Here is a 25,432-nt window from a genome sequence, read left to right as displayed (position 1 = left end):
CTACGCCCGCTGGGTGCGGGCGTCTACACGCGGCCTGGAGCCGGCGGGTCCGTCACCACCATCACCTCTTCTTCCAGGGTGATGCCAACCGATTCCTGAACGCGGCGCTTCATCTCGCGGGCGACCCGTAAGACTTCGTCGGCCGAGGCGCCCCCCATGTTCACGATGTAGTTCGCGTGGTAGGCGTGGACCCCGGCGCCGCCGTCACGGATCTCCTTCGCCCCCGCGGCCTCGAGGAGCTGCCCGGCAGCGACCTTCTGGCCGTCCGCCAGGATCGGGTTCTTGAAGAAGCAGCCGGCGGTATGAAGCCCCTTCTCCTTACGGCGCGCGCGCTGGGCCGCGTGCTGCCCCATTACGCGGTCCATTTCCGCGCGGTCGCCCGGCGTTAGCTCGAACTCCGCTTCAACGACAATGTGGTCGTTTTGCTTCAGGCGGCTGTGCCGGTAGGCGAAACCCAGCTCCGCCGGAGCGCGGTCGACGAGATCCGTGCCTTCCAGGAGACGAATGCGGACCGAGATGTCCCCCACCGAACGGCCGAACGCTCCCGCGTTGCCGCGGATGGCACCCCCCACGGTGCCGGGGATATCGATCGCGAACTCAATTCCGGATAGAGAACTCTCACGGGCGGCTTCCACCACTTCTCCCAGATCGGCTCCGGCGCCCGCGACGACCCGGTTTCCGTTCACCCGCAGGTGCTCGATGCGGTTCACAATGACCAGGCCGCGGAACCCCGCGTCCCCGACCAGGAGGTTGCTCCCGCCGCCGATCAGGAGCCATCGCATGCGACTCGCGATCGCCTCGCGCACGACCTGCTGCAGCGCGCGCTCGGTGTATGCCTCCGCGAGGACATCCGCGGGGCCTCCAATCCCGAAGGTCGTGTACGGCGCGATCGCCGCGCCGCGTTTCACGATCAGCTCTTCTTTGTCGAGCGTCAGCGCTTCAAAACTCACGAACGGTCTCCAGGATTCCATGCTCGGGTTCAGGTGAGGATACGGCTCGCCGGACGCCCAACGCCACGGGAAGCATTTCCCGCGCCCGGCGGCCTATTTCCTTGGGTCTCCGGGGATTATTCCGGTCTCGCCCCTAAGGATGCCGTGCCCCATGGTCATGCCGCACGTCGCCGACTTGCATTCCGCACGGTGCCGCACCGCCGCAATGAAATGAAGCCCGCCGATCGACACCTTATCGGCCTGGGCGCCCTCCTTCTATACCGGGTGTTCGGGGGAAAGTCCCAGGCGTGCCCCCGCCAACAACGACGGCCTCCGGGGCATGCCCCAGAGGCCGCGGCCGACTCAACCGATGGTACGGCTCGTTATTCCATTCCCCCCATCCCACCGCCCGGCATGCTCGGCTTCTCCTCTTCGGGAATATCGGTGATCACCGCTTCGGTCGTGAGGAGGAGGGAGGCGATCGAGACCGCGTTCTGGAGCGCCGAACGGGTCACCTTGGTCGGATCGACAATCCCGGATTGGAAGAGATCCTCGTACTGCCCGGTGGCGGCATTGTAGCCCATCGCGCCCTTCTGCGTCCTGAGCCGCTCGACGACGATGGAGCCCTCGGCGCCTGCGTTGGACGCGATCATCTTGACCGGGCTCTCGAGCGCGTGGGAGACGATCTCGATCCCGGACTTCTCGTCCCCCTTCGCTTCCAGCCCCGCGAGCGCGGGCTGCGCCCGCAAGAGGGCCACGCCCCCGCCGGGCACGATCCCCTCCTCGACGGCGGACTTGGTGGCGGCGAGCGCGTCTTCCACCCGCGCCTTCCTCTCCTTGAGCTCCACCTCGGTCGCGGCACCCACGTTGACGACGGCGACCCCGCCGGCGAGCTTCGCCAGGCGCTCCTGGAGCTTTTCCTTATCGTAGTCCGACGTGGAGTCCTCGATCTCCTTGCGGATCTGATCCACGCGTGCCTTGATGTCGGCCTTCTTCCCCGCGCCTTCGATGATGGTCGTGTTGTCCTTGTCCACGACGATACGCTTGGCGCGGCCGAGATCGGAGAGGATCGTGTTTTCGAGCTTCAAACCCGCCTCCTCCGTGATGAGGCGGCCGCCCGTCAGGATTGCGATGTCCTCGAGCATCGCCCGGCGGCGATCGCCGAATCCCGGAGCCTTCGCCGCCGCGACATTCAGGACGCCGCGCAGCTTGTTGACCACAAGGGTGGCGAGGGCCTCCCCCTCGATGTCCTCCGAAATCACGAGGAGCGGCTTGCCGACCTGCGAGACCTTTTCGAGGATCGGGAGGATTTCTTTGATCGAGGCGACTTTTTTGTCGTGGATCAAGATGAACGCGTCCTCGAGGACCGCTTCCATTCTCTCCGAATCGGTCACGAAGTAGGGCGAGAGATACCCGCGGTCGAACTGGAGCCCTTCGACCACCTCGAGCGAGGTGTCGAGGCTCTTCGCCTCTTCTACCGTGATGACCCCATCCTTGCCGACCTTCTCCATCGCCTCCGAAATCAGCTTCCCGATCTCAGGATCGTTGTTCGCCGAAATGGTCGCGACGTTCGCGATCTCGGCCGGCGTCTTGATCGGCTTGGACTGCTTCTTCAGCTCCGCGACGACGGCCTGCACCGCGCGGTCCATGCCCCGCTTCAGGAACATGGGATTGGCGCCCGCGGTCACGAGCCTGAGCCCGGAATGAACCATCGACTGCGCCAACACGGTGGCCGTTGTCGTGCCGTCCCCGGCCACGTCCTGCGTCTTGGTGGCTACTTCCTTGAGGAGCTGGGCCCCCATGTTTTCATAGGGATCCTCCAGCTCGATCTCTTTCGCGATCGTGACCCCATCGTTCGTGATCGTGGGCGCGCCGAATTTCTTGTCGAGGACGACGTTCCTTCCCCGTGGGCCCAACGTGACCCGGACGGTGTTCGCCAGTTTGTCCACGCCGCGCTGGAGCGCGTCACGCGCCGCGGAGTCGAACTGCAGCTGCTTGGCCATGGATCTTTGTTCCTCCTTGCCTCGCCCGCACGGCCAGAAGCGGCCGTCGGGCTCGTCAACCGTGCGTTGGCACTATACCCAATCGAGTGCTAATCGAAGAGACTCTACCCGATGCCGCCTGCGAGCGCAACCCCCATCGATCCCTTCCGAGAACGCCTGTTACTTCCGATGTTTCTTGGACTTGGCGCGGGTATGCGGTGCCCGGCGTGGCTGGGATTTCGCCGGGGCGGCGCGGGCCGTCGCCGGCGCGTCCGGCCGGTTCAGCTCGTAGATGATCCGAAGTCCGTGGAGCGTCAAGTCGGGGTCCACTTTCTCGATCGTCTCCGAGTGGGCGGCGATCATCGAGGCGAGGCCGCCCGTCGCCACGACCATCGGCCGGATCCGCTCTTCGGCGGCGATGCGACGGACGATGGCGTCCACTTGACCGACCGCGCCGTAGTAGACGCCCGACTGGAGGCTTTCCTCCGTGCTTCGCCCCACCACGTGCTCCGGAGCGCGCAGCTCGAACGCCGATAGCCGCGCGGCACGCCGGATCAGGTGCTCCGCGCCCGTGATGACGCCGGGAGCGATGACCCCGCCGATGTACCGGCGATCCTTCACGATCACGTCGAACGTGGTCGCCGTGCCGAAATCCACGACGATGACGGGCGCGCCGTAGAGCCTGAGCGCCGCGGCCGCGTTCGCGATCCGGTCGGCTCCCGCGGACTGGGGATCGCGGTAGTCGATCTCCACCCCCGACGGAATGAGCGAGGAGACCTCGAGCGGGTCCCGCCCGCAGACCCTCCGGGAGGCCTCGAAGTAGGACCGCGTCGCGGTCGGGACGACCGAGGCGAGCACCCCGGCGTGACCGCCCCGCGAGGCGAGCTCGGGAAACACCTGGGTCAGATAGAGCTCGAGCTCGTCCGCGGTCCGCCGGGTCTCGCTGCTCAGGCGAAACGAGCGCGTGAGGTGGCGGCCGTCGAAGAGCCCGAGGGTCACTTCCGTATTGCCCACATCGATCGCGAGGAGCACGGGTCGCCTTCCTAGCCCAGCTCGCCCGGCTCCCGGCGCCCCTTCCAGCGGCCGCGCCAGATCGCCCAGGCGAATACCAGGCTCACGAAATAGAGGAGGATCAGGGGCGCCGAGAGGATCAGCATCGACGGTCCATCGCCGGGAGTGACCACCGCCGCGGCGAGCGCGATAAAGAACACCGCGTGCCGCCACTGGCGCGCGAGCACCTTCGGCGAGGCGATCCCGAACCATGCGAGGAGACAGAGCACCAGGGGGAGCTGGAACAGGAGCCCGCATCCCGCCGCCATCTTCACCGAGAAGTGAAGGAGCGAAAGGAGCGACATGCGCGACTCGATCTGGCCGGTCGCGAACGACTGGAGCATCCGGACGATCATGGGGAGCAGGAGTTTGAGCGCGAACGCCACGCCGAGATAGAGGAGCGCCGCCGAAGCCACCATCCAGGGGATCGCGAAACGACGCTCGTTCTTCTTCAATCCGGGCGCCACGAACCGCCACAGCTCGAACATCACGTAAGGGAGCGCCACGACCCCGCCCGTCCAGAGCGCCACTTCGACCCGGGCGGAAAAGGCTTCCGTGGGGGAGAGAGCCAGGGCCCTCTCTCCGCGGAGAAGCCACAAGATGAGCGCGTCGAGGAGGCGACCCGAGAACACCCATGCCCCTGCGATGAGCACCAGGGCGATCGTGGCGCTCCGCCACACGGCGGCGCGGAGCTCCTCCAGATGCTCGAGGAAGGACATCGGACGCTCGGGGTCTTGCGCGACGGCGAGAAGCGGCGGGATCACTTGAGGAGCGACCGAAGCTCTTCCAAGAACTGATTCAGATCCTTGAAGTGCCGATACACCGAGGCGAACCGGACGTAGGCCACCTCGTCGAGCTGGTGAAGTGCCGCCATGACCCGCTCGCCGATCTCGCTCGAATGGACCTCGTCCAAACCCTTCTGCATCAGCTCCGCCTCGAGGGTATCCACGATCGCGTGGATCTTCTCCGCGGGAATCGGCCGCTTCTCACACGCGCGGAGCAGGCCGTTCAAGATCTTGTCCCGGCTGAACGGCTCGCGCCTTCCGTCCTTCTTGATCACGAGCAGGGGCGTCGTCTCCACGGTCTCGTAGGTCGTGAATCGGCGCTGGCAGGCCAGGCACTCGCGGCGGCGGCGGATCGCCTGGCCTTCCTTGGCCGAACGGGAATCGATCACCTTGTCTTCCAGATGACCGCACGACGGGCACTTCATTCCAGGACTCCGGCGGCCAGGGTCTCCACCACGCCGCTCGCCCGGTCGCGCACGCGGAGCGCGCCGGTCTCGGTCACTTCCGTGACCTCCCCTTCCACCGTACGCTCGCCGAGCGCGACGCGCACCTGGGCGCCGGGGGCGGGCAGGCGCGGGCGGACGCGCTCGAAGAGCGGGCGGGGATCGTCCCGGCGCGCGAGCGCGACGTCACGCTCGAAGCGCGCCAGGACGGCCGCAAGAAACTCCGGAATGGCGAACGCGCGGCCGCCCGCCGCGATCCGCAGCGAGGTGGCGCGACCCCGGATCTCGGGCGGGAAATCCTCCTCGAGCTGGTTCACGTTCACGCCCGCCCCGAGGACGAGGACCGGTGGCTTCCCCGGGGCGAGCGAGCGGGATTCCGCGAGCACGCCGCAGAGCTTCCTTCCCCGATGCACCACGTCGTTCGGCCATTTCACGGCGAGCGTCTCGCCCGCCGCTTCGGCTCCCGCGTCCGCGACCGACGAGGCCAGGACCAGGGCCAGAAGCGGGTAGGACTGGAGCGGCACGGCCGGCTTGAGCAGGACCGAGAACAGGAGCGAGCGTCCCGCGGCGTCGAACCAGCTTCGGCCGAGACGTCCTCTTCCTTGGGTCTGATGCTCCGCGACGACCACGAGCCCCTCGGGTGCTCCTTCCCGCGCGCGCCGAAAGACCTCGTCGTTGGTCGATTCGAGGTGAGCGTGCGCTTCCACCGGGACGCCGAGGAACCGCTGGGCGGACATCGCGCGGGTTGGTTCGGGCTTCACGGCGCGTGGGGTCTACGAGACATCCGCGACCAGAAGCGAGAGATCCAACGCCGGGGCGGAGTGGGTGAGCGCCCCGACGGAGATGTACTTGACACCCGGCAATGCGAAGTCGCGCACGTTCTCGAGGCGGATGCCTCCGGATACTTCGATTTCCGGCATCGCATCGGGCACCGCTACCGCCGTCGCGCCGCCCCCCTTGGCGGATCCGCCGCGCCGCGCGCTCCCGACCGTGCCCCGCGCGGGCTCGAGCTTTCCTCCTTTGGCCAGCGCCCGGATGCGCTTCACCGCCACCGCGACCTGCCCCGGCGTGAAGTTGTCGAGGAGGATGCGATCGACTCCCAGGGTCGCGAGGATCTCCGCGTCTTCGACGGTGCGCGCCTCGGCCATGACCGGAAGGCCGAGCGAGCGCGCCCGCGCCTTTTCCACCGCGCGCGTCAGCCCCCCGGCGACACGGGCGTGGTTCTCCTTGATCAGCATCCCATCGAAGAGGCCGAAGCGGTGGTTCAGGGCCCCGCCCACCTGGGTCGCGTGTTTCTCGAGCATGCGTAGACTCGGCGTCGTTTTTCGCGTGTCCAGGATCTGGACGTCGGTCCCCTCCACAGCGCGGAGGAACGCGCGGGTCAGCGTCGCCACGCCGGAGAGACGCTGGAGGAAATTGAGCGCGACGCGCTCCGCGCTCAGGATCGCGCGCGCCCGTCCGCGGATTTCGGCGATCTTGATGCCCGGCTTGACCTCGGATCCCTCCGGAGCGAGCCAGTCGATCTCGACCTCGGGGTCCAGCTCCGCGAAGGCGATCGCGGCGACCGTGTTCCCCGCGAGGACACCCTTGCCGCGCGCTTCGATGTGCGCGCGGACGCGGGCCTTGGGGTCAATGACGACTTCGGTCGTTGCGTCCCCGCCCCCGATGTCCTCGGTCAACGCGATCCGGACCAGAGGTGCGGCGATCGATTCGAGGCGCATGCGAACGCTCCTTCCCGGCTTCAAGCCGGAGCTCGTCGAGGCGGTCGCGCAGGGACGCCGCCGCCTCGAATTCTTCGCGAGCCGCCGCAGCGAGCATCTCCCGCTCGAGCAGCTCGATCAGTGATTCACGATCCAGGCGAAGCGCGTCGCTTGGAAGAAGATCCTCGGGGGCAAGCGGCGTGCCCGCGTCCGCCACCGTCGTGCTCCGGAGCACCTCGTCGAGGGACTTCACGATGGTCTGCGGCGTGATCCCGTGCGCCTCGTTGTAGCGGACCTGCGCCTCGCGCCGGCGGTTCATCTCCTCGAGCGCCCGCCGCATGGAACCGGTGACCTGGTCCGCGTAGAGGATCACCTCGCCGTTGATGTGGCGCGCCGCGCGCCCGGAGGTCTGGATCAGCGAGGTCTCCGATCTCAAGAATCCTTCCTTGTCGGCGTCCAGAATCGCGACCAGCGACACTTCGGGGAGGTCGAGGCCCTCCCGGAGCAGGTTGATCCCCACGAGCACGTCCACCCTTTGAAGCCTCAGCGCGCGCAGGATCTCCACGCGCTCGATGGCGTCGATGTCGGAATGGATGTAGCGCACGTTCACGCCCGCCTGGAACAGGTACTCGGTCAGGTCCTCCGACATCCTCTTCGTGAGCGTCGTCACGAGCACGCGCTCCCCACGTTCCACGCGCCGCTTGATCTCTTCGAGAAGATCATCGATCTGACCCTTCGTCGGCCGGATCGAGATCCTGGGATCGATGAGGCCCGTCGGGCGGATGATCTGCTCCACGATGACGCCGCCCGATTTCTTGAGCTCGTAGTCGCTCGGCGTCGCCGACACGTAGATCGTCTGCCCCGTGAGCCGCTCGAACTCGTCGAACCGGAGGGGGCGATTGTCGAGCGCGGAGGGGAGCCGGAAGCCGTAGTCGACCAGCGTCTGCTTTCGCGAGCGGTCCCCTTCGTACATGCCCCCGATCTGGGGAATGGTGACGTGGGACTCGTCGACGATCAGGAGGAAATCCTCCGGGAAATAGTCGAGGAGACATTGCGGCCGCTCCCCGGGCTTCCGTCCGGAAAGCGGGCGCGAGTAGTTCTCGATTCCGGCGCAGTAGCCGATCTCGTTCAGCATCTCGAGATCGTATTCGGTTCGCATCTTGAGCCTCTGCGCCTCGAGGAGCTTCCCCTCCGCGCGGAGCACCTCCAGACGCTCCGTCAGCTCCTCCCGGATGAGCCGGGTCCCCTCCTGGATCCGGACCGGCGTGGTAACGAAGTGCTTCGCGGGGTAGATCGCCGCCGTGGTGATCGGCTTGAGCGTCTTCCCGGTGAGGGGATCGAAGACCGCGATCCGCTCCACGTCGTCTCCGAAAAGCTCGATCCGGATCGCCGTTTCTTCGTAGGCAGGATGGACCTCGACCACGTCACCCCGCGCGCGGAAGGTCCCGCGCTTCAGGTCCAAGTCGTTCCGCGTGTACTGGTTGTGGACGAGCTGGGCCAGGATGGCATCGCGCGTGATCCGATCCCCCACCCGGACGAGGAGCATCTCGCGACGGAAATCTTCCGGCGAGCCCAAGCCGTAGATGCAGGAAACGCTCGCCACCACGATCACGTCCCGCCGCTCGAAGAGCGCGCTCGTCGCGGCCAGACGCAGACGGTCGATGTCGTCGTTGATGGAGGCGTCCTTCTCGATGTAGGTATTCGTCTGCGGGACGTACGCCTCGGGCTGGTAGTAGTCGTAGTAGGAGACGAAGTAGCCCACCGCGTTCTCCGGGAAGAAGCTCTTGAACTCCGCGTAGAGCTGCGCGGCGAGGGTCTTGTTGTGGGAGATCACGAGCGTGGGCCGGGCCGCCGCCTGAATCACGTTGGCGATCGTGAAGGTTTTCCCCGAGCCGGTGACGCCCAGGAGCGTCTGGTAGCGGTCGCCGCGCTTCAGTCCCTCGGTCAGCTCCTCGATCGCGCGGGGTTGATCCCCCAGCGGCCGATAGGGGGCGACCAGCTTGAACCCGGCGGGGGTCAGATCCCGGCCGGGGAACGTGTCCGCGCGTGCGGAGCGCCCTCCCTCGCGCGAAGGGGGCCCGGCCCCCGAAGCGTGCAATCGCTCCGCGCTCACGCCTGCGCCCGGATCGTGTACGCGACCGTGAACGGCTTCTCGGGTTCGCATCGAGCCCTGAATTCGAAGGTCCGCGAGTCCTTCTTCTGATGCGGCGCGGTGGATTTCACGATTTCCCAGTGACCGTCCCCGTGCTCGGTCACGATAACTTCCACCGCTTCCTTCCTGTGGCTGGTGAGCGTGATCTCATAGGAGGACTCGCTCACCTTCGAGCTGATCTGCCGAAAGTCGGTCTGCTTGCGCTCGGCCGCGATGTCGAAGGCGGAGCCCACCGAAACCCGGACCGTCTGGTTCTTCGCCGTATGTTGGATGCGGTCCTCCCCCACCATCTCCAGCGAGCCGTCCGTATCACGCTGGAAGACCCGCACAACCCCCTCCGGGAGGGGCATGCCGAGTCCGGAGGGCGCATCGTTCTGAAATTCCATCCGGACCTGGACCTGGCTGCCGTCCAAGGAGCCGTCGTAGGTGAATTTCCGAATCGAGCGGACGCCGGAGGCGTGGAACAATCCAACCTGCTTCACCTCGTTGTTCGCGAGCGTCGCCCGCTGGGGCAGCTCGTAGAGGTGGTATTCGAAAAACCCGCGTTCCTGCACCTCCGCCTCCTGTTTGGCCATGGCCCGAATCCCTTCCAGGTAGGGAATCGGGCGCGGCATGGAGGCCCGGTGGATGGTCCCGGCGATGAGCTTGAGCTTCGCGTTGTCGTACGTCGCCCCCGAACGGTTTTCGACCGAAGCCCAGCCCGAAAGCTCGAGGCTGGATCCGTCCTCCTCCAGGACCGCAACGTATTCCGCGTGCCAGTCCATGCCGCCCGTCAGGTAGGACACCTCGAGCTCGCGCTCTCCGCCGTTCGGCGCGCGGACCCGCCAGAGCAGAGTCGGGCGTGTGATCAAGCCTGTTGGAAGCTCGCGGAGCCCTACTTGCCGCACCTCCGCGCGGGTCACGAGCGCAATCGCGCCGCCCCCGGTCTGAATCACGAGCGACATCGGGTCGTACGCGAGGAGGGTCCCGCCTTTCACCTGCTCGTCCTTGGTCGCGATCTCGATGGGCTGATCGACGTACTTCTCGAGCAGCTTGTCGGTGCTCGCCAGGTCGTACCGGTAGTCCTGCCAGAGAATCTGAACGTCGGCCCTCCCCAGGGAGCGCAAGTGCACGGAGGTCGGATCCATGCTCGACGCAACCTCGGCGAACCTGAGATCCGATTCGCCGGCGGGCACCGCAACCTTCCGGCGATCCTTGACGACTCCGACGTTGTCCTTGTACACGGTGACCGCCACGTCCCGGCCGACGGGGTCGGCCTGCGCCGTCAGGGGTTCCCGCTTCGGCGGCGCTCCGGAGGCAAGGCCCGCGTACCCGCACGCCCACGCGCACGCGGTCCACACCGCGAGCGCCGCTCGGAACCGCCCCGAGGGACGGATCGCGGACCTCACCGCAGCACCTCGAGGTTCCGTTCCAGTTTCTCCTTCGTCGCGCCCAGCGATTCAAGGCGCGTGCGCTCGCGCTCCACGACGTCCTTTTTCGCCTTGCCCAGGAAGTCCTCGTTCTGGAGCTTGCGCATTGATTGGTCGAAGTCCCGCATGACCTTGCCCAGCTCCCTCTCGAGGCGCTTCCGCTCGGTCTCCACGTCGATCAACCCCTCGAGGGGCAGAAAGATCTCGTGACCCCGTACCACGGTGGATGCGGACACCGCGGGCTTCTTCAACGTGGCGCTCACCTCCAGACGCTCCGCCTTGCCCAGGAGGGTGATCATGTCCGCCTGGTCGCGAATGAGGTCCGACTCCGGACCGGTGGCGCGGATCAGGACCGGCGTCTTCCGCGCTGGCGCGATGTTCATCTCCGAACGGAGATTCCGAATCGCCCCCACCACCTCTTTCAGGAGCTCGATCTTCGCTTCGGCCTCCTTGTTTGCGGTGCGCGCCGGTGCCGGCCACTCCGCCACGCAGACATCCCCCTCCGTGCCCGGAAGGGCGTGCCAGAGCTCCTCGGAGAGAAACGGCATGAAGGGATGCAGAAGCCTCAGCACCGTCCCGAACACGCGCTGGGCCGTGAAGCGCACCGCCTGGGCGCCCGGCGCATCGGCTCCCGCGTAGAGGCGCGGCTTCGCCATCTCGAGATACCAGTCGCACAGCTCGCGCCAGGTGAAATCGTAGATGTCCTTGGCGGCGTCACCGATGCGGTAGGTCCTGAGATTTCTGGTCACCTGACGAACGGTCGTTCCGAGCACGCTCAGGATCCAATGATCCGCGTCCGTCAGGAACGGACGCGCCGCTTGCTCGTCGGGCGTATAGCCCTTGAGGTACGGGGCGACGAGCCGGAACGCGTTCCAGAGCTTGTTCGCGAAATGCCGTCCTAAGTCCACCCGCTCCTCGGAGAAATGGATGTCGGAGCCTTGAGGCGAGAGAAGCAGCAGCGTGAGCCGGAGCGAGTCGGCGCCGTACTTCTCGGCGATCTCGATCGGATCGGCCGAATTCCCGAGCGACTTCGACATCTTTCGGCCCTGCGCGTCGCGGACGATCCCGTGCAGATAAACCACCGGGAAGGGAGCGCGCCCCATGAACTCGTATCCCGCCATGACCATCCGGGCCACCCAGAAGAAGATGATGTCCGGCCCGGTGATGAGAACGCTCGATGGGTAGAAGCGCTTCAGGTCCTCGGTCTCTTCGGGCCAGCCGAGCGTCGAAAAGGGCCAGAGCCAGGAGGAGAACCATGTGTCCAGCACGTCTTCGTCCTGCTTCAATTCGGAGCCGCCGCACTTGGGGCAGCGGGACGGCGCGTCCACTTCGACGATCGCCTCCGAGCAGCCCGCGCAGGTCCACACCGGGATCCGGTGCCCCCACCAGAGCTGGCGCGAGATGCACCAGTCGCGGATCCCTTCGAGCCACCGCACGTAGACCTTCTCCCAGCGGCGCGGAAGGATCGTGAGGTCGCCCTTGTCGATCGCTTCGAGCGCGGGCTTCGCGAGCGGCTTCATGGACACGAACCACTGCAGCGATAGATACGGCTCCACGACGGAGTCGCAGCGCTGGCAATGCCCGATCGCATAGCGGTGGGGCTCCACCCGCGCCAGCAGGCCCCGGTCTTCCAGCGCCTCGACGATCCGGGCGCGCGCCTCCTCGCGGCTCAAGCCGCGGAAGTCTCCGGCGTTTTCGTTCATCGTGGCGGACGGATCCATCACGACGATCGGGGTCAGCCCGTGCCGCTGGCCCAGCTCGAAGTCGTTCGGATCGTGCGCCGGGGTCACCTTCACGGCGCCGGTGCCGAACTTGGGATCGACCGACTCGTCGAAGATGATCGGGATCTCGCGGCGCAAGAAAGGCAGGATCGCGGTCTTGCCCCGGAGCGGGGCGTAGCGCTTGTCCTTGGGATGGACCGCGACCGCCACGTCTCCCAGCATCGTTTCCGGGCGTGTGGTCGCGACCACGATGTGCTTCTGGGTCCCCTTGATCGGATACATCAGGTGATAGAGCTTCCCCTCCGTCTCCCGGTGATCCACTTCCTCGTCGGAAAGCGCCGTCAGGCAGCGAGGGCACCAATTGATGATTCGGTTGCCGCGGTAGATCAGCCCCTTCTTGTAGAGGCACACGAAGACCTCGCGCACCGCCCGCGAGAGCCCTTGGTCCATCGTGAAGCGCTCGCGCGACCAGTCCACCGAGTCGCCGATTCGTCGCATTTGAGCCGTGATGCGCTCGTGGTAGTGCTCTTTCCACTTCCACACCACGTCCAAGAAAGCCTCGCGTCCCAGATCGTGGCGCGTCTTCCCCTCCTCGGCGAGCTCCCGCTCGACGACGTTTTGGGTCGCGATCCCGGCGTGGTCGGTGCCGGGAAGCCAGAGAGTCGGCACGCCGGTCATGCGCTGCCAGCGAGCGAGCACGTCCTGGAGCGTGTGATTGAACGCGTGGCCGATGGTGAGGCTGCCCGTCACATTCGGCGGGGGGATCAGCGTGACGAAAGAAGGTCCCTCGCCGTCGCGCGGGCGGAAGTAGCCGCGGTCCAGCCAATGGTCGTACCACCGGCGCTCGGCCTCGGTGTGGTCGTAGACCTTCGACAGCTCGATTTCACTCATCGTGGTTGGGTGAGCCTCGTCCGCGGATGGATTACTGAGGTCGCGATGAAATGCCTAACTGCCGCGATTTCAAGCGACTGAAGGCTATCACACGCCGGGCCGGGGGGTCAAACGACGTCCCCCTCAAGACGCGCCCGTCGATGCCGATGACTCCTCAGATACATGGCTGGCAAAGTGGGTTCAGCCGTCGGGTGGGGCCGAGGGATAAGTTCCATGTTTCGAATGGGTTGCTTCGTACTCTTGATGCTTGGGTTGAGTCTTCCGTGCGGCGTGGCCCGTGGGCAGATGCTCGACGCCCGCCGGCTCGGGATGGGCGGCGTGGTGACGAGCGACGTGGGAGACTACAGCGGCTCGAACATTGCCTTCCGCGCGGTGCCGAAAGGCGCGGGCGGCTCCGGCTCGATTCCCCTGCCCCTGGGCCTCATCCAGTACCTGGCCGATCACCCCACGTTCGACTCGAAGGACTCCACGTTCAACCTCTACGAGGTCGCGAACGTATTCCTGAACCCACCGCTCACGATCAAGCTCTGGCAGCCGGACGAGGTCTCGGGCGACATTTCCATCTTCGTCGCGCAGGACTCTCTGCAAATCGATCTGGCCGACGTGAAGCGCGTGATCCCGGCGAACTCGATGAAGCAGGGCGGCGTCTTCCACATCGGCGGCTTCGGAAAGAGCTTCGGGAAGATCTTTCTGAACGTGTCGCCTCTCATCCACGTGAAGAACGAGCTCACCCTGAGCGACGAGCTCCGCGACGCGCTGCGGGACGCGGTCCCGTTCACGGGGAACACCCGCTACGGGCTGACGGACGAAGGACGCGCGCAGGCCGCGATCTCCTTCCAGGCCGGCTACGCCCTCCGGGCGCTGCACCGTGACTCGCAGGAGGAGAGCCAGAATCCCGATCCACGGCGGAACGGTTCGACCTCCCTCTACCTGGGCGCCGCGCCGAAATACCTGCTCGGCCTCGCCTACGGCGACGCGCACTCGATCGCCGGAGCCACGACGGGTGACACCCTCTTTGCCCGCAGCAATCCCGTAACGATCGACATGGATACCCGGACGCGCCACGCGGTCGCGGGCGGGGACGGCGGCATGGGGAGCGGGATCGGCTCCGACGTGGGCGCCGTGCTCTACTGGCGGAGCTTCGAATTGGGGGTCGGGCTGAACGACTTCGGCAGCCAGATCCGGTGGAACACCACGGTGCGCCGCCACTCCTACGACGACGCGACGAACGAATTCACGACCACCGAGGTTGCGAGCGGCGAACGGCTCGTGAGCCGCATCCCGGTCACGACGACCGTGAACGTCGCCAAGCGCGTCGGGCGGACGACGATCGCGGCGGATATCGTGAACGGGGACTTCCGCACCTCGATGCACGCGGGGGCGGAGTTCTGGTTCGGGATGCTCGCGCTACGGAGCGGCCTCTCGCGAGATCAGAACAAGATGGCGCAGTTCGCCGGAGGCGCGGGCTACCGTCTCGGGAAGATCGGGATCGATCTCGCCATCGCCACCAACAGCCGCAACATCGAACGCGAGCGCGGAGCCGAGCTTTCCGCCTCGCTCTCTTTGTACTAGGGGGCCTACCGTGCGCCGACTGATCCCCATCGCGCTCCTGCTGCCGCTCCTCGTGGGGTGCGGAAACAGGAACCTGATTCTCACGGTCGACATCCTGAGCTTCATGGATCCGGGCAGCCGCACCGTCAACTACGGACCCATCCCTCCGACCCCCAGCGACACGGTCGAGGTCTTCTCCGACAGCCTGAACCTGCTCCAGGGCGTGAGCGACGTGACCCGCGTCATGTCCGCGAGCCTCGACGTCGCGGCCACCTTCGACAACACGAGCGGCGCCGCCACCGGCGAGGTGCTGATCTACTTCGCGGCCGCCGATTCGGCCGATCCCTTCACGACCACGCCGATCGCGGATATCCCCTTCCAGCTTCTCGCGGGACAGATCACGAACGTGAGCACCCACATCGACGCATCCCCCGCACTGGCCGAGGTCCTGACCCACGACCGCGCGAAGGTCGGACTGCGGATCATCTTCAACGGTACGGGCTTTCCGATCCAGGGCACCGAGACCCTGACCCAGCTGACCGCTACCGTGATAATGAAGAAGGATCTGTAGCGGAGGAGGTTCCCCGCTTCGCGATCTCCAGCCCGTGGACGCTGTTTTTCCGGCCGGGCGCGCTCTTCAGGACGGCTTCGTACTCCGCCACCGCGTCCGCATCCCGGTTCAGGTCCATGAGCAGGTCGGCAAGCTGCTCGCGCGCGGGGAGGATCGCGCCCGGGGTCACGGGGTGCTTGTCGATCGAGTCCTCGAGGTCGGCCGCCGAGCGCAGGTCGCGCACAGCCTCGTCGTCCAGCTTCTCCGCGCGCGCGACCCATCCTTTGACCGCGAGCCTCTGTACCTCTACCTGATCGGCCCAGTTGTAACCCTCCTTCGCGCCGACGAGTTTTTCGTGGAGGGCGTCCAGCTTCTCCAACTCCACCCGGGCGATCTCCACATCTCCGGAGCGGGCCGCGCCGATGCCGCGCGCGAAGTGAGTAACCGCCTCCGCCCCTGGGAACTGATTCCACGGGAACCACTCCGGACTCACGGTCAACTGTTTCGCCTCGGCCCATTGGCGACGCTCGAGCGCGTAGCGCGCCGGAGAGGCGGCGAAGGCGTACGCCGCGGAAAGGGTCGGCTGATTCACCTTGGAGACGGCGGCCATCGCGTCAACGACGCCCTTGGCCTTGTCCTCCTGCCCGAGCTGGAGGTACGCGTACTCGAGGTAGTCCATCGCGTGGAGTTCCTCGAAGTACGTCGATCCAGGATTCGTCTTTGCCATCAGCTCCCGCGAAGCTTGCGCCGACGCGAGGTTCGATTGGATCGACTCTTCCCAGAACCCGAGCCGTGTGAAGATGTGAGACGGCATGTGCTGTGCGTGCGGCGCCGAGGGCGCGATCTTGGAGTAGGCCCGCGCGGCCGGCAGCGCGAGATTGGCAAGCTCCGGATAGTCCAGGCTATGGATCAGGTAGTGGGCGATGCCGGGGTGATCGGGCGCCTTCGATAAGACCGAGTTCAGGAGATCTGCCGCTTTCCTCTGTTTGGCATAGGTCTTGTCGGTCGTCGGGGCCGTGCCCAGGATCGCGAGGGCGTAAAAGACCGTGCCCTCCAGGTCGTCCGGATAGCGCCCGTGGAGGCGCTCCATCGCTTTCTCAAACGCCGCCTTGCGCGCGGGAAAATCGGGCTTCACGCCCCTGTAGTACGCGCCAATCGCGGCGATATAGCTCCGCTCCCGGTCGGTCCTCGCCCCCAGCCTCGCGGCCTTCGCCGCGGCGACGCGGCCCCGCTCCAGCTCCACGCCCGTGCTTGGTCCCCAGATGGGGTGGTAGTTGGACATGGCGATGCCCCAATATCCCATCCCGAGGCGCGGCTCCGCCTGCACGATGCTCCTGAATGCCTTCTCGGCTTGCTCGTACTCGAAGGAATGCAGGAGGGCCACCGCGCGATTGAAATCGCGCTGAACGGACGGCCTCGCGCTGATCCAGAAGTGCACGGCTCCGAGCTTCTCGGGTGGCACCGCTTCGTGATGGTGGCCCTCATCGGCGGGCGCGGAGCCAGGGACGAGCAGGAGCAACGCAAAGAGAACGAGCCGGACGCGGCGCACGGGCACCTCCATTCTGGTTTCACGAGAGGGAGCGGTTGTCGAACGCAGGCGAAAAGCATACCATTCCTGCGCGCGTTCCGCGCTACACAATGAGCCGACACGAGACCCAAACAAGAAACGGGCTCCCGCCCCGCGACGAGATCCTGGCCCTCCTCCACAAGCACACCGAGGGACCGGGTCTGCGAAAGCACGCTCTTGCGGTCGAATCCGTGATGCGGGCTTACGCGAAGCGATTCGGTGAGGATCCGGAGCTTTGGGGCGCGACGGGGCTCCTCCACGATTTCGATTACGAGAAGCATCCGACCCCCGAGGATCATCCGCGGTTCGGATGCGGCGTTCTTCGCGAGCGGGGCTACCCCGAGTCCATGATCGAGGCGATCCTGGGTCATGCGAGCTACACAGGAACGCCCCGGGTGACGCCGATGGCGAAGGCCCTCTTCGCCGTGGACGAGCTGTGCGGGCTCATCACCGCGACCGCGCTCGTCCAGCCGAACAAGAAGCTCGGGGAGGTGTCTCCCGACTCGGTGATGAAGAAGATGCGCACGCGGAGCTTCGCGCGATCCGTGAATCGCGAGGAGATCGAGCAGGGCGCGCTGGAGCTCGGCGTTCCATTGGAAGAACACATCACGTTCGTTCTGTCGGCGCTCCAGGCCGAAGCCGGGGCGCTCGGGCTATGAGCCCGAGACGTCGCGGTCGCGGCGGACGACCCCACCAAGGGCGCGCGGAGCGCCGCGGGGGCAGACCGTCCGAGCCGCCTTCGGATGACGCGGCGCTCCTGGAGGAGGAAATCCGGGCGCATCGAGAGATCGCCGCCGACGCCCGAAGCGGCCCCGGCACGGACGCGCAGTCGGTCGCCGCCCTCACAACCTTCCTCCGCTCGCTCGGCATCGACCCCCGTCGCGATCCGGAGTACACCGTGACCGCGCAGCTGACGGCCGATTTCCTCGCGGAGCGCACCGCCGCGCTTCGCCGAGAGCCGGGACCCATCCGTCCGTCTCGATACCGCGGCCACCCCGGCGAAACGGTCCGGCTCGAGCGGATTCCGGTCTATGGCATGTGCCCGCACCATCTCGTGCCGTATTTCGGAACGGCGTCGGTGACGTACATGCCCGGCGATCGCGTCTGTGGCATTGGCGCGATCGCGCGTCTCGTGCGCGAGCTCGCCTGCGTTCCGCGTCTCCAAGAGAGCCTCACACAGGCTGTGGCCGACGCGATCGAGCGCGATCTCGAGCCCGCGTCCGTGGAGGTGGTCATCCGCGCGCGACACCTGTGTCTCGAGATGCGCGGGGTGGAGCAACGCGCCCTCCTCATCACGGAAGCGAGACGCGGAGCGCCCGGCGCCTCAAAGCCGTCACCCCAGGGCCACCGGTAGCGTGCCTTCCGTTTCCATCGTCCTTCCTACCCGAGATCGGCCCGCCCGACTCCGCGAAGCGCTCGAGCGCGTCGCGCGGCAGACGCACCCCGAGCTGGAACTGGTGCTCGTGCGGGACGGCGGCGCGCCGCTCAGCGCGGAAGTGATCGGTCTCTTGGACCGGCTGGAATTCCCGGCACGGGTCCTGGATCACGACGATCCGCCGGAGGGGCTGGCCGCATCGCGGGACCGCGGCATCCGTGCCTCCCGCGCGGACTCGATCGCATTCCTGGACGACGACGATCTGTGGGAGCCGGGACATGTCGCGCGGCTTTCGGCGGCGCTGGACCGCGATCCCGGTGTGGACGTGGCCTATACCGATGCCTGGGTCTTGAACGAGGAGAGCGGGGGACGGCGCACCCTCGCGCAAGATTTCGAGCTGGAAGTCTTCATGCGCGACAGCTTCATCCCGCCGAGCGCGATCCTGGCGCGGCGGAGCGCCTTCGATCGATTCGGGCTCTTCGACACCGAGATCCCCTACTCCGAAGACTGGGACTGGCTCCTGCGCGTCGCCCTCGGACAGGGGCGCATCCAGCGCGTTCCCGGCGCATCGGTCACGATCCGAATCCACAAAGGCGGCATGAGCCAGCTTCACAATTCCGACCACGCCGCCGGCCGCAGGCAGAGCCTCGACATTCTTTCGAACCGATACGGTCTCCCGCCGATCGAGCTCAAGACATTCTGGGAGGTCGCGGGTGACCTATGCCCCGAAGCGAACAGCTCGACGCGTTGATCCTGGGCGGCGGCATGGCGGGGCTTACCGCCGCGCTCTGGCTCCGCGGATTCAGTCTCCGGGCCCTGATCCTCGAGGAAGCGCCGAGCCCCGGCGGCCAGCTCCACGAGATCTACGCCCCGATTCAGGATTATCCGCTGGCCATGGGCTGCGACGGCCAACGCTTCGCCTCACTCGTGCTCGAGGATGCGCGGCGCGCGAATCTGAATATTCTCGCCGGCTCCCCGGTGACCAGGATTTCCGCACGCAGGCGCTGGGCCGAGCGCGGCGGTGAGCGCTTCGGCGCGCGGGCGCTCCTGGTCGCGACCGGATTGAGGCGCCGGTGGCTGGGGATTCCCGGGGAGCGCGAGCTCTTGGGACGCGGGGTGAGCCACTCCGCCAACCGGGATCGCGTGCGCTACGCGAGAAAGCCGGTCGTCGTGATCGGAGGGGGTACCGCGGCCGTCGAAGACGCGCTTCTTTGCGCGGAGATCGGCTGCGACGTCACCCTTCTTCATCGCTCCACGCGATTTCGCGCGCGAACCGATTTCTTGGCGCGCGCCCGTGAGGATCGGCGAATCCGGATCGTCCCGAGCGCGGAGGTGCGGCGGATCGCCGGCGAGGATCACGTCGAGGAGGTGCACTTCCGCACGAGGGGTTCGAGAACGACGCGAGTCGTGAAGGCGGACGCGGTGTTCGTGCGGATCGGCTGGGAGCCGAGGACGGAGCTCCTGCGAGGTCAAGTGAGCCTCGATCGCGCGGGCTACGTGCGCGCGCGGGCCGGAGGCGGGACGACCCTCCCCGGCGTGTTCGCAGCAGGGGACGTCTGCTCCCCGCTCTGGCCCTCGATCGCGAACGCCGCCGGCCAGGGCGCCGCGGCGGCATGGGAGATCGCGAGGTATTTGGGGAGGGTCAAGGGGTAGTAGGCCTGAATGTGTGCCCAGTTCCTTGGATCGCCTTAGCGACCGTGAATGCGGCGCCCATGGCAATTCCCGGCTCAGCGCCCAACCTGAACCCCACATGCAAGTCGGTGTCCGTGTTCTCAAATCTATACTCCCGCCACTTGACCGAGATGACTTGAGCAACGAAGCCGAACCTGCCGCTAAATGTGAGCCCAGCCTGACCGGAGAAGCCGGGGGCGACGAAACGGGACGACCCCCCCTCATCAGCAAGGAGGACGATTCCCGGTGCTATGTCGAAACTCACGTTGGGCGCAAGCCAACTGCAGAGGCGAAGCCTCAACCCCGCATGGGTCCGGCTAGCGCTGCCTCCGAGGAAGACCGAACCGCCGATCGAGTTGGAGCGCCCGACGTTTCGAGCGTAGCCACAATCAAAGGTGCCGAGCATCTCGTCATCGCGACGTGGGTACCCGGCAAGGGGCGCCGTACGCCACATCAGGGCGAAATCCGTGATGAGGTAGGAACCACACTCACTCGGCGGCCCTGCGCGGAATCGATATCGCTTCCAACCCTCGGGGCCGTGAGCTGGTCTCAGGACTGGCGCGCCTAGGCGGTGCCCACGCCCGATCACCTCGGACGTGCGATCAGCACCTTGCGCGTCCTCGATACGTCGGATGCGATACAGTGGGACATACCCGAGCGTGCTGTCCATCCAGGTGATCGCGACCATTCCGTCCGCCCGGGGTTCGACATAGACGGCATTGCGCGTTCCGTCGCGCTCGAGGTAGAGCGTGAATTGCTCGGTGGGACTGGGCGTGTGGACGACGGAAACTGTTGAATCGGGGTCGGCAGCAGCAGTGCCGGCGGGTGCGGCGCAAAGGATTGCGGCGAAGACAGCGTAATACGAGAGGCGGTGCACTTACACTCCCGCGCTTCTACGCTCCGGCTAGGGCGACCTCAATCTACGCCAGCGAGCCGGAAAGCTACACCCGCTCGACGAAGCTCCCGTCGCGAGTGTCGATCTTCACGCGGTCCCCGATGCCCATGTGCTGCGGCACCTTGGTGACGAGCCCCGTGTTCATCTTGGCGATCTTCGGGGACGAAGAGATGGTCGCGCCCTTGAGCACGGGGTCGGTCTCCACGATCTCGAGCTCCACGAACATTGGCACATCCACCCCGACGGGCTTTCCTTCGAAGTAGCTCATCTCCACCGTCATCCCGTCCACGAGGTAGTTGACCGCGTCCCCCAGGTGGTCGCGCGGCACGTTCACCATCTCGTAGTTCTCGGTGTTCATGAAGGTGAAGTCGTCTCCCGACCGGTAGAGGTACTGGAGCGGATGGTGGTCCAGATCGGCCCGCTCCACCTTGTCCTCGGAGCGGAACCGGTACTCCACCTGGCTTCCGGTTACGAGATTGACCATCTTGGCGTGCACCATCCCGCGCCAGTTCCCTGGCGTCACGTGGAGCACGTTCGTTACGCGGCAGGGCTTCCCGTCATGGAGAACGACCATGCCGACCTTGATCTGAGTCGCTGGAATCACGAAAAATCTCCCTCATCGATTGCAAAATGGATTGGCAGCCGCTGAGTATAGCAATGCTGGGGCCTCGGCGCAAGCGGGTCGCCCTCGGGCCGCTACTTTGTGAGGTCCACCAACCCGGCTGGGGTCGCTTCGAAGCCGCAACGCTGGTAGAACCCGGCCATCAACTCCTCGTCCGAATCGACGTGGAGCCATTCGCCGTGACCCCGGCAGGCTTCGATCGCTTCCTGAACCAAGCGACGCCCGATGCCCCTCCGCCGCCAGTCCGGATGCACCGTGGTATCGAGCAAGAAGAAATGCACGTCGCCGTCCCAGGCCACGTTCACGAATCCGACTAGGTCATCGCCGCTCGAGGCGGTCACCCACGTGAAGCTGTGGGCGAGCACTCGCTCATAGCCCGGTTTGGGCGAGCCCCAAGCTGCCGCAAAGAGGGCGCCGAGCCTTGGCACGTCGAGATTCCGGCGCCTTTCGAACCGGATCACTCTTTCGAGCTACCCGGCTTTGAAGCGCGCGACATCGCAAACGCAAGGATGATCCCGAGCGCCGCGCCGAGAGAGACACCAGACGCGATCTTATGCGTCGCAGCGCCAACCGCAGTCCCGATTGCGATTCCGATCACGATCCAAAGTCGGAAACGATTGCGATTCATCGGCGCGCTCCTTTCGACACCGCATGCGTATGGCTGTGGCCGGCGCTCGGGTTCACAGCACCCGCCTTCACCCGCCCCGCGCCGTGAACGTACACAAGCTCACCTCCGAGGTAACCCGCATACAAGGTAAGCGCCGCCGCGGCGATCGCGACCAGCGCAGACAGCCAGATTCCCGTCCCGCGCGGACGGACCGCCCACGAAAGGATGGTGGCGAGGCCCAGGGCGCCGAGCGCCCACACGCAGGAGGTTTGGTGCTTTTCCACTGCGGCCTGGGGAACCCCTTGATCCACCGCCTTGTCATGGACCGCCTGGCCGCTGAAGTAGGCGACGCCGGACCCGGCGAGGGCCAGGGTGAGCAGGGTCGGCCCAAACCACTTGACCCATGGCCTTCGAATGAGCAGATAGACCAGCTCGGCCACGGCGCCGGTCACGGCCAGCGCGATCGGGAAGTGGACGACGGCGGGGTGGAGGTCTAGTCCGAACAGGTCAGGCCTCGCATCCTCGGCGCCTGGACGCCATCAGACCCCGTACGCCCGGCGCAAGATCGCCATCGTATGTACGACCTCCCGCTTCGCGCCGTGCGCGATCTGGATGTTGCACGTCCCGCACCCGGTGAGGATCGCCTCCGCCTTCGTGCGATCGAGCTCCTTGAATAGCGGCGTACCGATTTCCATCGCGCGATCGTAATTCTCGGACTTCATGCCATAGGTACCCGCGATCCCGCAGCAAGAATCGTCGATCGGCCTCACCTCCACGCCGGGCACGAGCTTCAGGAGGCGGATCGGCTCCTCGGCGATTCCCTGCGCCACGGAATGGCAGGCATTGTGGTACACGACCGAGATCGGGACCGGCTTGAAATCGGTCCTGAGCTCCCCGCGCTCGTGAAGCCGCCAGAGGTATTGATGGATGTCGATCGTGTGCGCGGCGAGGTGTCGCGCCTCCTCGGAACCAAGGATGCGCGGATAGTCCTCGATGAGCGCGAGTCCGCACGAGGGCGCGCTCGCGACCACCGTGAACCCGCGGTCAACCAGAGGCAGCAATACCTCCAGATTCCGGCGCACGTCGGCGACGATGGAACGCTCGGCGCCCATCGTGATCAAGGCGATGCCGCAGCAGCGCTGCTCCGGCACGACCACTTCGATTCCGTTTGCCTCGAGGACCTTTACGGTGGCCTCGGCTTCCCCCTGGGGGTCGTGGAAGCGCGCGAAGCAGCCCGCGAAGTAGGCGACGCGCTTGGTGATCGGTACGTCGCGGTGCGGCAGCGGCCCGAGGCGGGCGTGGGCATGCGCCCCGGCGCCGCGCGGCCCGTGGGAAGCCGCCTGCGTCAGGGGCAGCGCGAGCGCACGCTTCGACCCCGCGTCCCCGGTGCCGAACGGCCGCCGGAAACGGGGCAGATCGAGCCGGCCCGCAACCTTTCCTACCTTTTCGCGCGCGGCGCGCTCGACCGGGTTGCCCACCGCGAGATTCACCACGGCGGGAGCGATGCCGGCGATCCTCGCGACTTGGTCCGCGTGTCCCAGCACCCAATTCCGGATCGGCATTCCATGCTTCTCCACGAATTCCTTCCGCGCGGCGATCGCGAGCCCCGGGATGTCCACCTGGCTCGGGCATTCGCTGAGGCAGAGCTTGCAGTTGAAGCAGGAGTCCATGACCTCCTTGAGCGGCTTTTCCGTGAGCGCGCCCACCGACAGCTCGCCTCGGATCATCTCCATCAGCAAGACCGCCTTGGCCCGCGCGGTATGCGGCTCGAGGGAGGTCGTGGAGCCGACGGGACAATAGTCTCGGCAGGTCCCGCACCCGTGGCACATCTCGATCATGTCGCGGAAGTCGGGCTCATCGAACACCGTCCCCGTGGCGACATACGTGTTCGTGTAACGGGAATACTCTTCCGGGAACGTCCGCGCGTCCGAGATCACGTTCCCGGGATTCAGGATTCCCGCTGGATCCATCGCGTCCTTCACGCGCGCCATGACGGGATAGGCGTTCGGATACTGGCGCGCGAGATAGGGCGCGCGCAGGATGCCGTCTCCATGCTCGCCGGTGATGGTCCCGCCCAGGCGCCAGGTCAGCTCGAAGGCGTCCTCGGCCATGGCGGCCATCCGGCTCTGGAAGGTCGCGTCATGCGGGTCCATCAGCGGCATCACGTGAACGTTGCCGTTCCCCGCGTGCCCGAAGATCGCGAAGCGCGTCCGGTGCTTCGCGAACATCGCGCGGAGCCCGTTCACGTAGTCGCCAAGACGCTCGGCGGGCACCGCGGTATCGTCGATGAAATTCATCGGCTTTTCGACGGGCGAGGCACGATAGATCAAAGGGAGGGCCGCCTTTCGCACGTTCCAGAGCGTCGCCTGCTCCGCGGCATTTCGCGCCGCGCGGAAGTCGAGGACCTTCCCGCGCCGCGCGGCGGCCCACTCCTCCATGGCGGCGATGCCGCCCCGGGCCTCCTCGGCGGACGCCCCCTCGAACTCGACCAGAATGGAGGAATCGAAGCGCTCGGGTATCAAAGGACGCAGGTCCTCGCGGTCCGAGCGGACGAACGCGAGAAACGTGTGATCCATCGCCTCGATGGCGGAAGCGCCGAGACGCCGGGCCTCCAGCACGGCTTCGGTCGCATCCTCCCAGGACGCGAAGTAGAGGAGCGCCACCGCGGTCGATGCGGGCTTCTCGACGAGCCGCATCGTGACTTCGGTGACGACCCCGAGCGTGCCCTCGGAGCCCACGATCAAACGCATCGGATCAAATCGCGGCTCGATCGAGCTGACCGCATCGCCCGGAGCCCACGCGCCCCAGAGGTCATAGCCGCAGGAGTTCTTGTTCGACCGGGGTCGCTCCGGCAGGAACGCGGGCGCGCCGGAGCGCAGGATGGATTCCACCTGCGCCGATAGCACGCGCCACATAGGTCCGCCGTCGCGCGCCACTCCGCTTCCCGCATGCCAGCTCGATCCCGCTTCCCCGCCGCCCGCGTGCGAGCCCAGCTCCACGACGGTCCCGTCATGGAGGACGACGGTGAGACCCAGAACATGGTCCTTCGTCGCGCCGTGACGAAGGGTGTGCGCGCCCGAGGCGTTCGTCCCGACGTTTCCGCCGATCGTGCAGAAGTCCCCGCTGGAAGGATCCGGACCGAGCCTCAACCCCTCCCGGCGGGCCGCCTTCTGCACGCGGCCGTGGAGCGCGCCAGGCTCGACACGCACGAGGCGCCGCTCCCGGTCCAGCGCCAAGATCCGGTTCATGTGCGCGGGAAAATCGAGGATGATCCCCGGACCCAGGGCCTGCCCGGCGAGGCTGGATCCCCCGCCGCGGGGGGTCACGGGGATTCCTGAGGCCGCGGCGAGCGCGACCGTCTTCGCGACGTCGGCCTCGGACTTGGGCGAGACCACGGCGAGCGGCTTTCGCCTGAAAATGCACGCGGCCGTGGAAAACAGAGCGAGCGCGATGGGGTCGGTCCGCACCTCGCCTTCGAGGAGCGGTGCCAGATCGCGCTCGATTTTCAGCTGCCGCGGGTCCATCACTCCCC

Annotated in this window: 22 protein-coding genes; 6 read left to right on the top strand and 16 right to left on the bottom strand. The window is 66.5% G+C overall.

What is annotated here, in order from left to right; translation table 11 throughout:
* Positions 1–23: 23 nt before the first annotated feature.
* The 10 genes from murB to E6K76_01265 form a co-directional block, all read right to left on the bottom strand.
* On the bottom strand, positions 24–971 hold the full coding sequence (murB, locus tag E6K76_01310; GenBank protein TMQ60664.1) for a UDP-N-acetylmuramate dehydrogenase: 948 nt from the start codon (positions 969–971) through the stop codon (positions 24–26).
* Between the two features lie 341 nt (positions 972–1,312).
* Entirely contained in the window at positions 1,313–2,932 is a 1,620-nt protein-coding gene (gene groL / locus E6K76_01305) for a chaperonin GroEL (protein ID TMQ60663.1), read from the bottom strand.
* A gap of 159 nt (positions 2,933–3,091) precedes the next feature.
* On the bottom strand, positions 3,092–3,943 hold the full coding sequence (locus tag E6K76_01300) for a type III pantothenate kinase (protein ID TMQ60662.1): 852 nt from the start codon (positions 3,941–3,943) through the stop codon (positions 3,092–3,094).
* An 11-nt stretch (positions 3,944–3,954) separates the two neighbouring features.
* Entirely contained in the window at positions 3,955–4,725 is a 771-nt protein-coding gene (gene tatC, locus E6K76_01295; GenBank protein ID TMQ60661.1) for a twin-arginine translocase subunit TatC, read from the bottom strand.
* Positions 4,722–5,171, bottom strand: coding sequence for a transcriptional repressor NrdR (gene nrdR / locus E6K76_01290; protein ID TMQ60660.1), 450 nt, complete (start codon positions 5,169–5,171; stop codon positions 4,722–4,724). The genes tatC and nrdR overlap by 4 nt, the downstream gene beginning before the upstream one ends.
* Complete coding sequence (locus E6K76_01285; protein TMQ60659.1) at positions 5,168–5,950, bottom strand: biotin--[acetyl-CoA-carboxylase] ligase; 783 nt, start codon at positions 5,948–5,950, stop codon at positions 5,168–5,170. Before E6K76_01285 ends, nrdR begins: the two co-directional genes overlap by 4 nt.
* Before the next feature lie 12 nt (positions 5,951–5,962).
* Positions 5,963–6,910 carry a carboxylating nicotinate-nucleotide diphosphorylase gene (gene nadC / locus E6K76_01280; GenBank protein ID TMQ60658.1) on the bottom strand — a complete coding sequence of 316 codons (948 nt, stop codon included), beginning with the start codon at positions 6,908–6,910 and terminating at the stop codon, positions 5,963–5,965.
* Positions 6,819–9,053 carry an excinuclease ABC subunit UvrB gene (gene uvrB / locus E6K76_01275; protein TMQ60657.1) on the bottom strand — a complete coding sequence of 745 codons (2,235 nt, stop codon included), beginning with the start codon at positions 9,051–9,053 and terminating at the stop codon, positions 6,819–6,821. Before uvrB ends, nadC begins: the two co-directional genes overlap by 92 nt.
* On the bottom strand, positions 8,999–10,429 hold the full coding sequence (locus tag E6K76_01270; protein ID TMQ60656.1) for a DUF4139 domain-containing protein: 1,431 nt from the start codon (positions 10,427–10,429) through the stop codon (positions 8,999–9,001). The genes uvrB and E6K76_01270 overlap by 55 nt, the downstream gene beginning before the upstream one ends.
* Entirely contained in the window at positions 10,426–13,062 is a 2,637-nt protein-coding gene (locus tag E6K76_01265) for a valine--tRNA ligase (GenBank protein TMQ60655.1), read from the bottom strand. Before E6K76_01265 ends, E6K76_01270 begins: the two co-directional genes overlap by 4 nt.
* Positions 13,063–13,275: 213 nt before the next feature.
* Between E6K76_01265 and E6K76_01260 the strand changes: the two genes are divergently transcribed.
* Complete coding sequence (locus tag E6K76_01260; GenBank protein ID TMQ60654.1) at positions 13,276–14,634, top strand: hypothetical protein; 1,359 nt, start codon at positions 13,276–13,278, stop codon at positions 14,632–14,634.
* Positions 14,635–14,644: 10 nt separating this feature from the next.
* A complete protein-coding gene (locus E6K76_01255) occupies positions 14,645–15,184 on the top strand; it encodes a hypothetical protein (protein TMQ60653.1) in 540 nt (179 codons plus the stop codon).
* On the opposite strand, the gene E6K76_01250 is transcribed toward E6K76_01255, so the two are convergent.
* Positions 15,156–16,712, bottom strand: a complete 1,557-nt coding sequence (locus tag E6K76_01250; GenBank protein TMQ60652.1) for a hypothetical protein — start codon at positions 16,710–16,712, stop codon at positions 15,156–15,158. The genes E6K76_01255 and E6K76_01250 overlap by 29 nt on opposite strands.
* Positions 16,713–16,801: 89 nt before the next feature.
* On the opposite strand from E6K76_01250, the gene E6K76_01245 reads away from it, so the two are divergent.
* The 4 genes from E6K76_01245 to E6K76_01230 are packed head-to-tail and all read left to right on the top strand — an operon-like array spanning position 16,802 to position 19,758.
* A complete protein-coding gene (locus E6K76_01245; protein ID TMQ60651.1) occupies positions 16,802–17,389 on the top strand; it encodes an HDIG domain-containing protein in 588 nt (195 codons plus the stop codon).
* Positions 17,386–18,084 (top strand): hypothetical protein, encoded by a 699-nt coding sequence (locus E6K76_01240; GenBank protein TMQ60650.1) that lies wholly within the window; start codon positions 17,386–17,388, stop codon positions 18,082–18,084. Before E6K76_01245 ends, E6K76_01240 begins: the two co-directional genes overlap by 4 nt.
* Positions 17,837–18,856: a glycosyltransferase gene (locus E6K76_01235; protein ID TMQ60649.1), complete on the top strand. Its 1,020-nt coding sequence runs from the start codon at positions 17,837–17,839 to the stop codon at positions 18,854–18,856. The genes E6K76_01240 and E6K76_01235 overlap by 248 nt, the downstream gene beginning before the upstream one ends.
* The gene (locus E6K76_01230) at positions 18,826–19,758 is read left to right on the top strand and encodes an NAD(P)/FAD-dependent oxidoreductase (protein ID TMQ60648.1); all 933 of its coding nucleotides are present in this window, start codon (positions 18,826–18,828) and stop codon (positions 19,756–19,758) included. Before E6K76_01235 ends, E6K76_01230 begins: the two co-directional genes overlap by 31 nt.
* Positions 19,759–20,717: 959 nt before the next feature.
* Here the strand turns inward: E6K76_01230 and efp are convergent.
* From efp to E6K76_01205, 5 genes are all read right to left on the bottom strand, one after another.
* Entirely contained in the window at positions 20,718–21,275 is a 558-nt protein-coding gene (gene efp / locus E6K76_01225) for an elongation factor P (GenBank protein TMQ60647.1), read from the bottom strand.
* Positions 21,276–21,367: 92 nt separating this feature from the next.
* The gene (locus E6K76_01220; GenBank protein ID TMQ60646.1) at positions 21,368–21,754 is read right to left on the bottom strand and encodes a GNAT family N-acetyltransferase; all 387 of its coding nucleotides are present in this window, start codon (positions 21,752–21,754) and stop codon (positions 21,368–21,370) included.
* A complete protein-coding gene (locus E6K76_01215; protein ID TMQ60645.1) occupies positions 21,751–21,921 on the bottom strand; it encodes a glycine zipper family protein in 171 nt (56 codons plus the stop codon). The genes E6K76_01220 and E6K76_01215 overlap by 4 nt, the downstream gene beginning before the upstream one ends.
* Positions 21,918–22,352, bottom strand: coding sequence for a hypothetical protein (locus tag E6K76_01210; protein ID TMQ60644.1), 435 nt, complete (start codon positions 22,350–22,352; stop codon positions 21,918–21,920). The genes E6K76_01215 and E6K76_01210 overlap by 4 nt, the downstream gene beginning before the upstream one ends.
* A gap of 87 nt (positions 22,353–22,439) precedes the next feature.
* Positions 22,440–25,424 carry an anaerobic glycerol-3-phosphate dehydrogenase subunit C gene (locus E6K76_01205; protein ID TMQ60643.1) on the bottom strand — a complete coding sequence of 995 codons (2,985 nt, stop codon included), beginning with the start codon at positions 25,422–25,424 and terminating at the stop codon, positions 22,440–22,442.
* Positions 25,425–25,432: the final 8 nt, after the last annotated feature.

Source organism: Candidatus Eisenbacteria bacterium (assembly GCA_005893275.1).
Lineage (GTDB): Bacteria > Eisenbacteria > RBG-16-71-46 > SZUA-252 > SZUA-252 > WS-7.
Note: the sequence above shows the minus strand (reverse complement) of the source record. Positions and strands in the feature narration are given on the sequence as shown.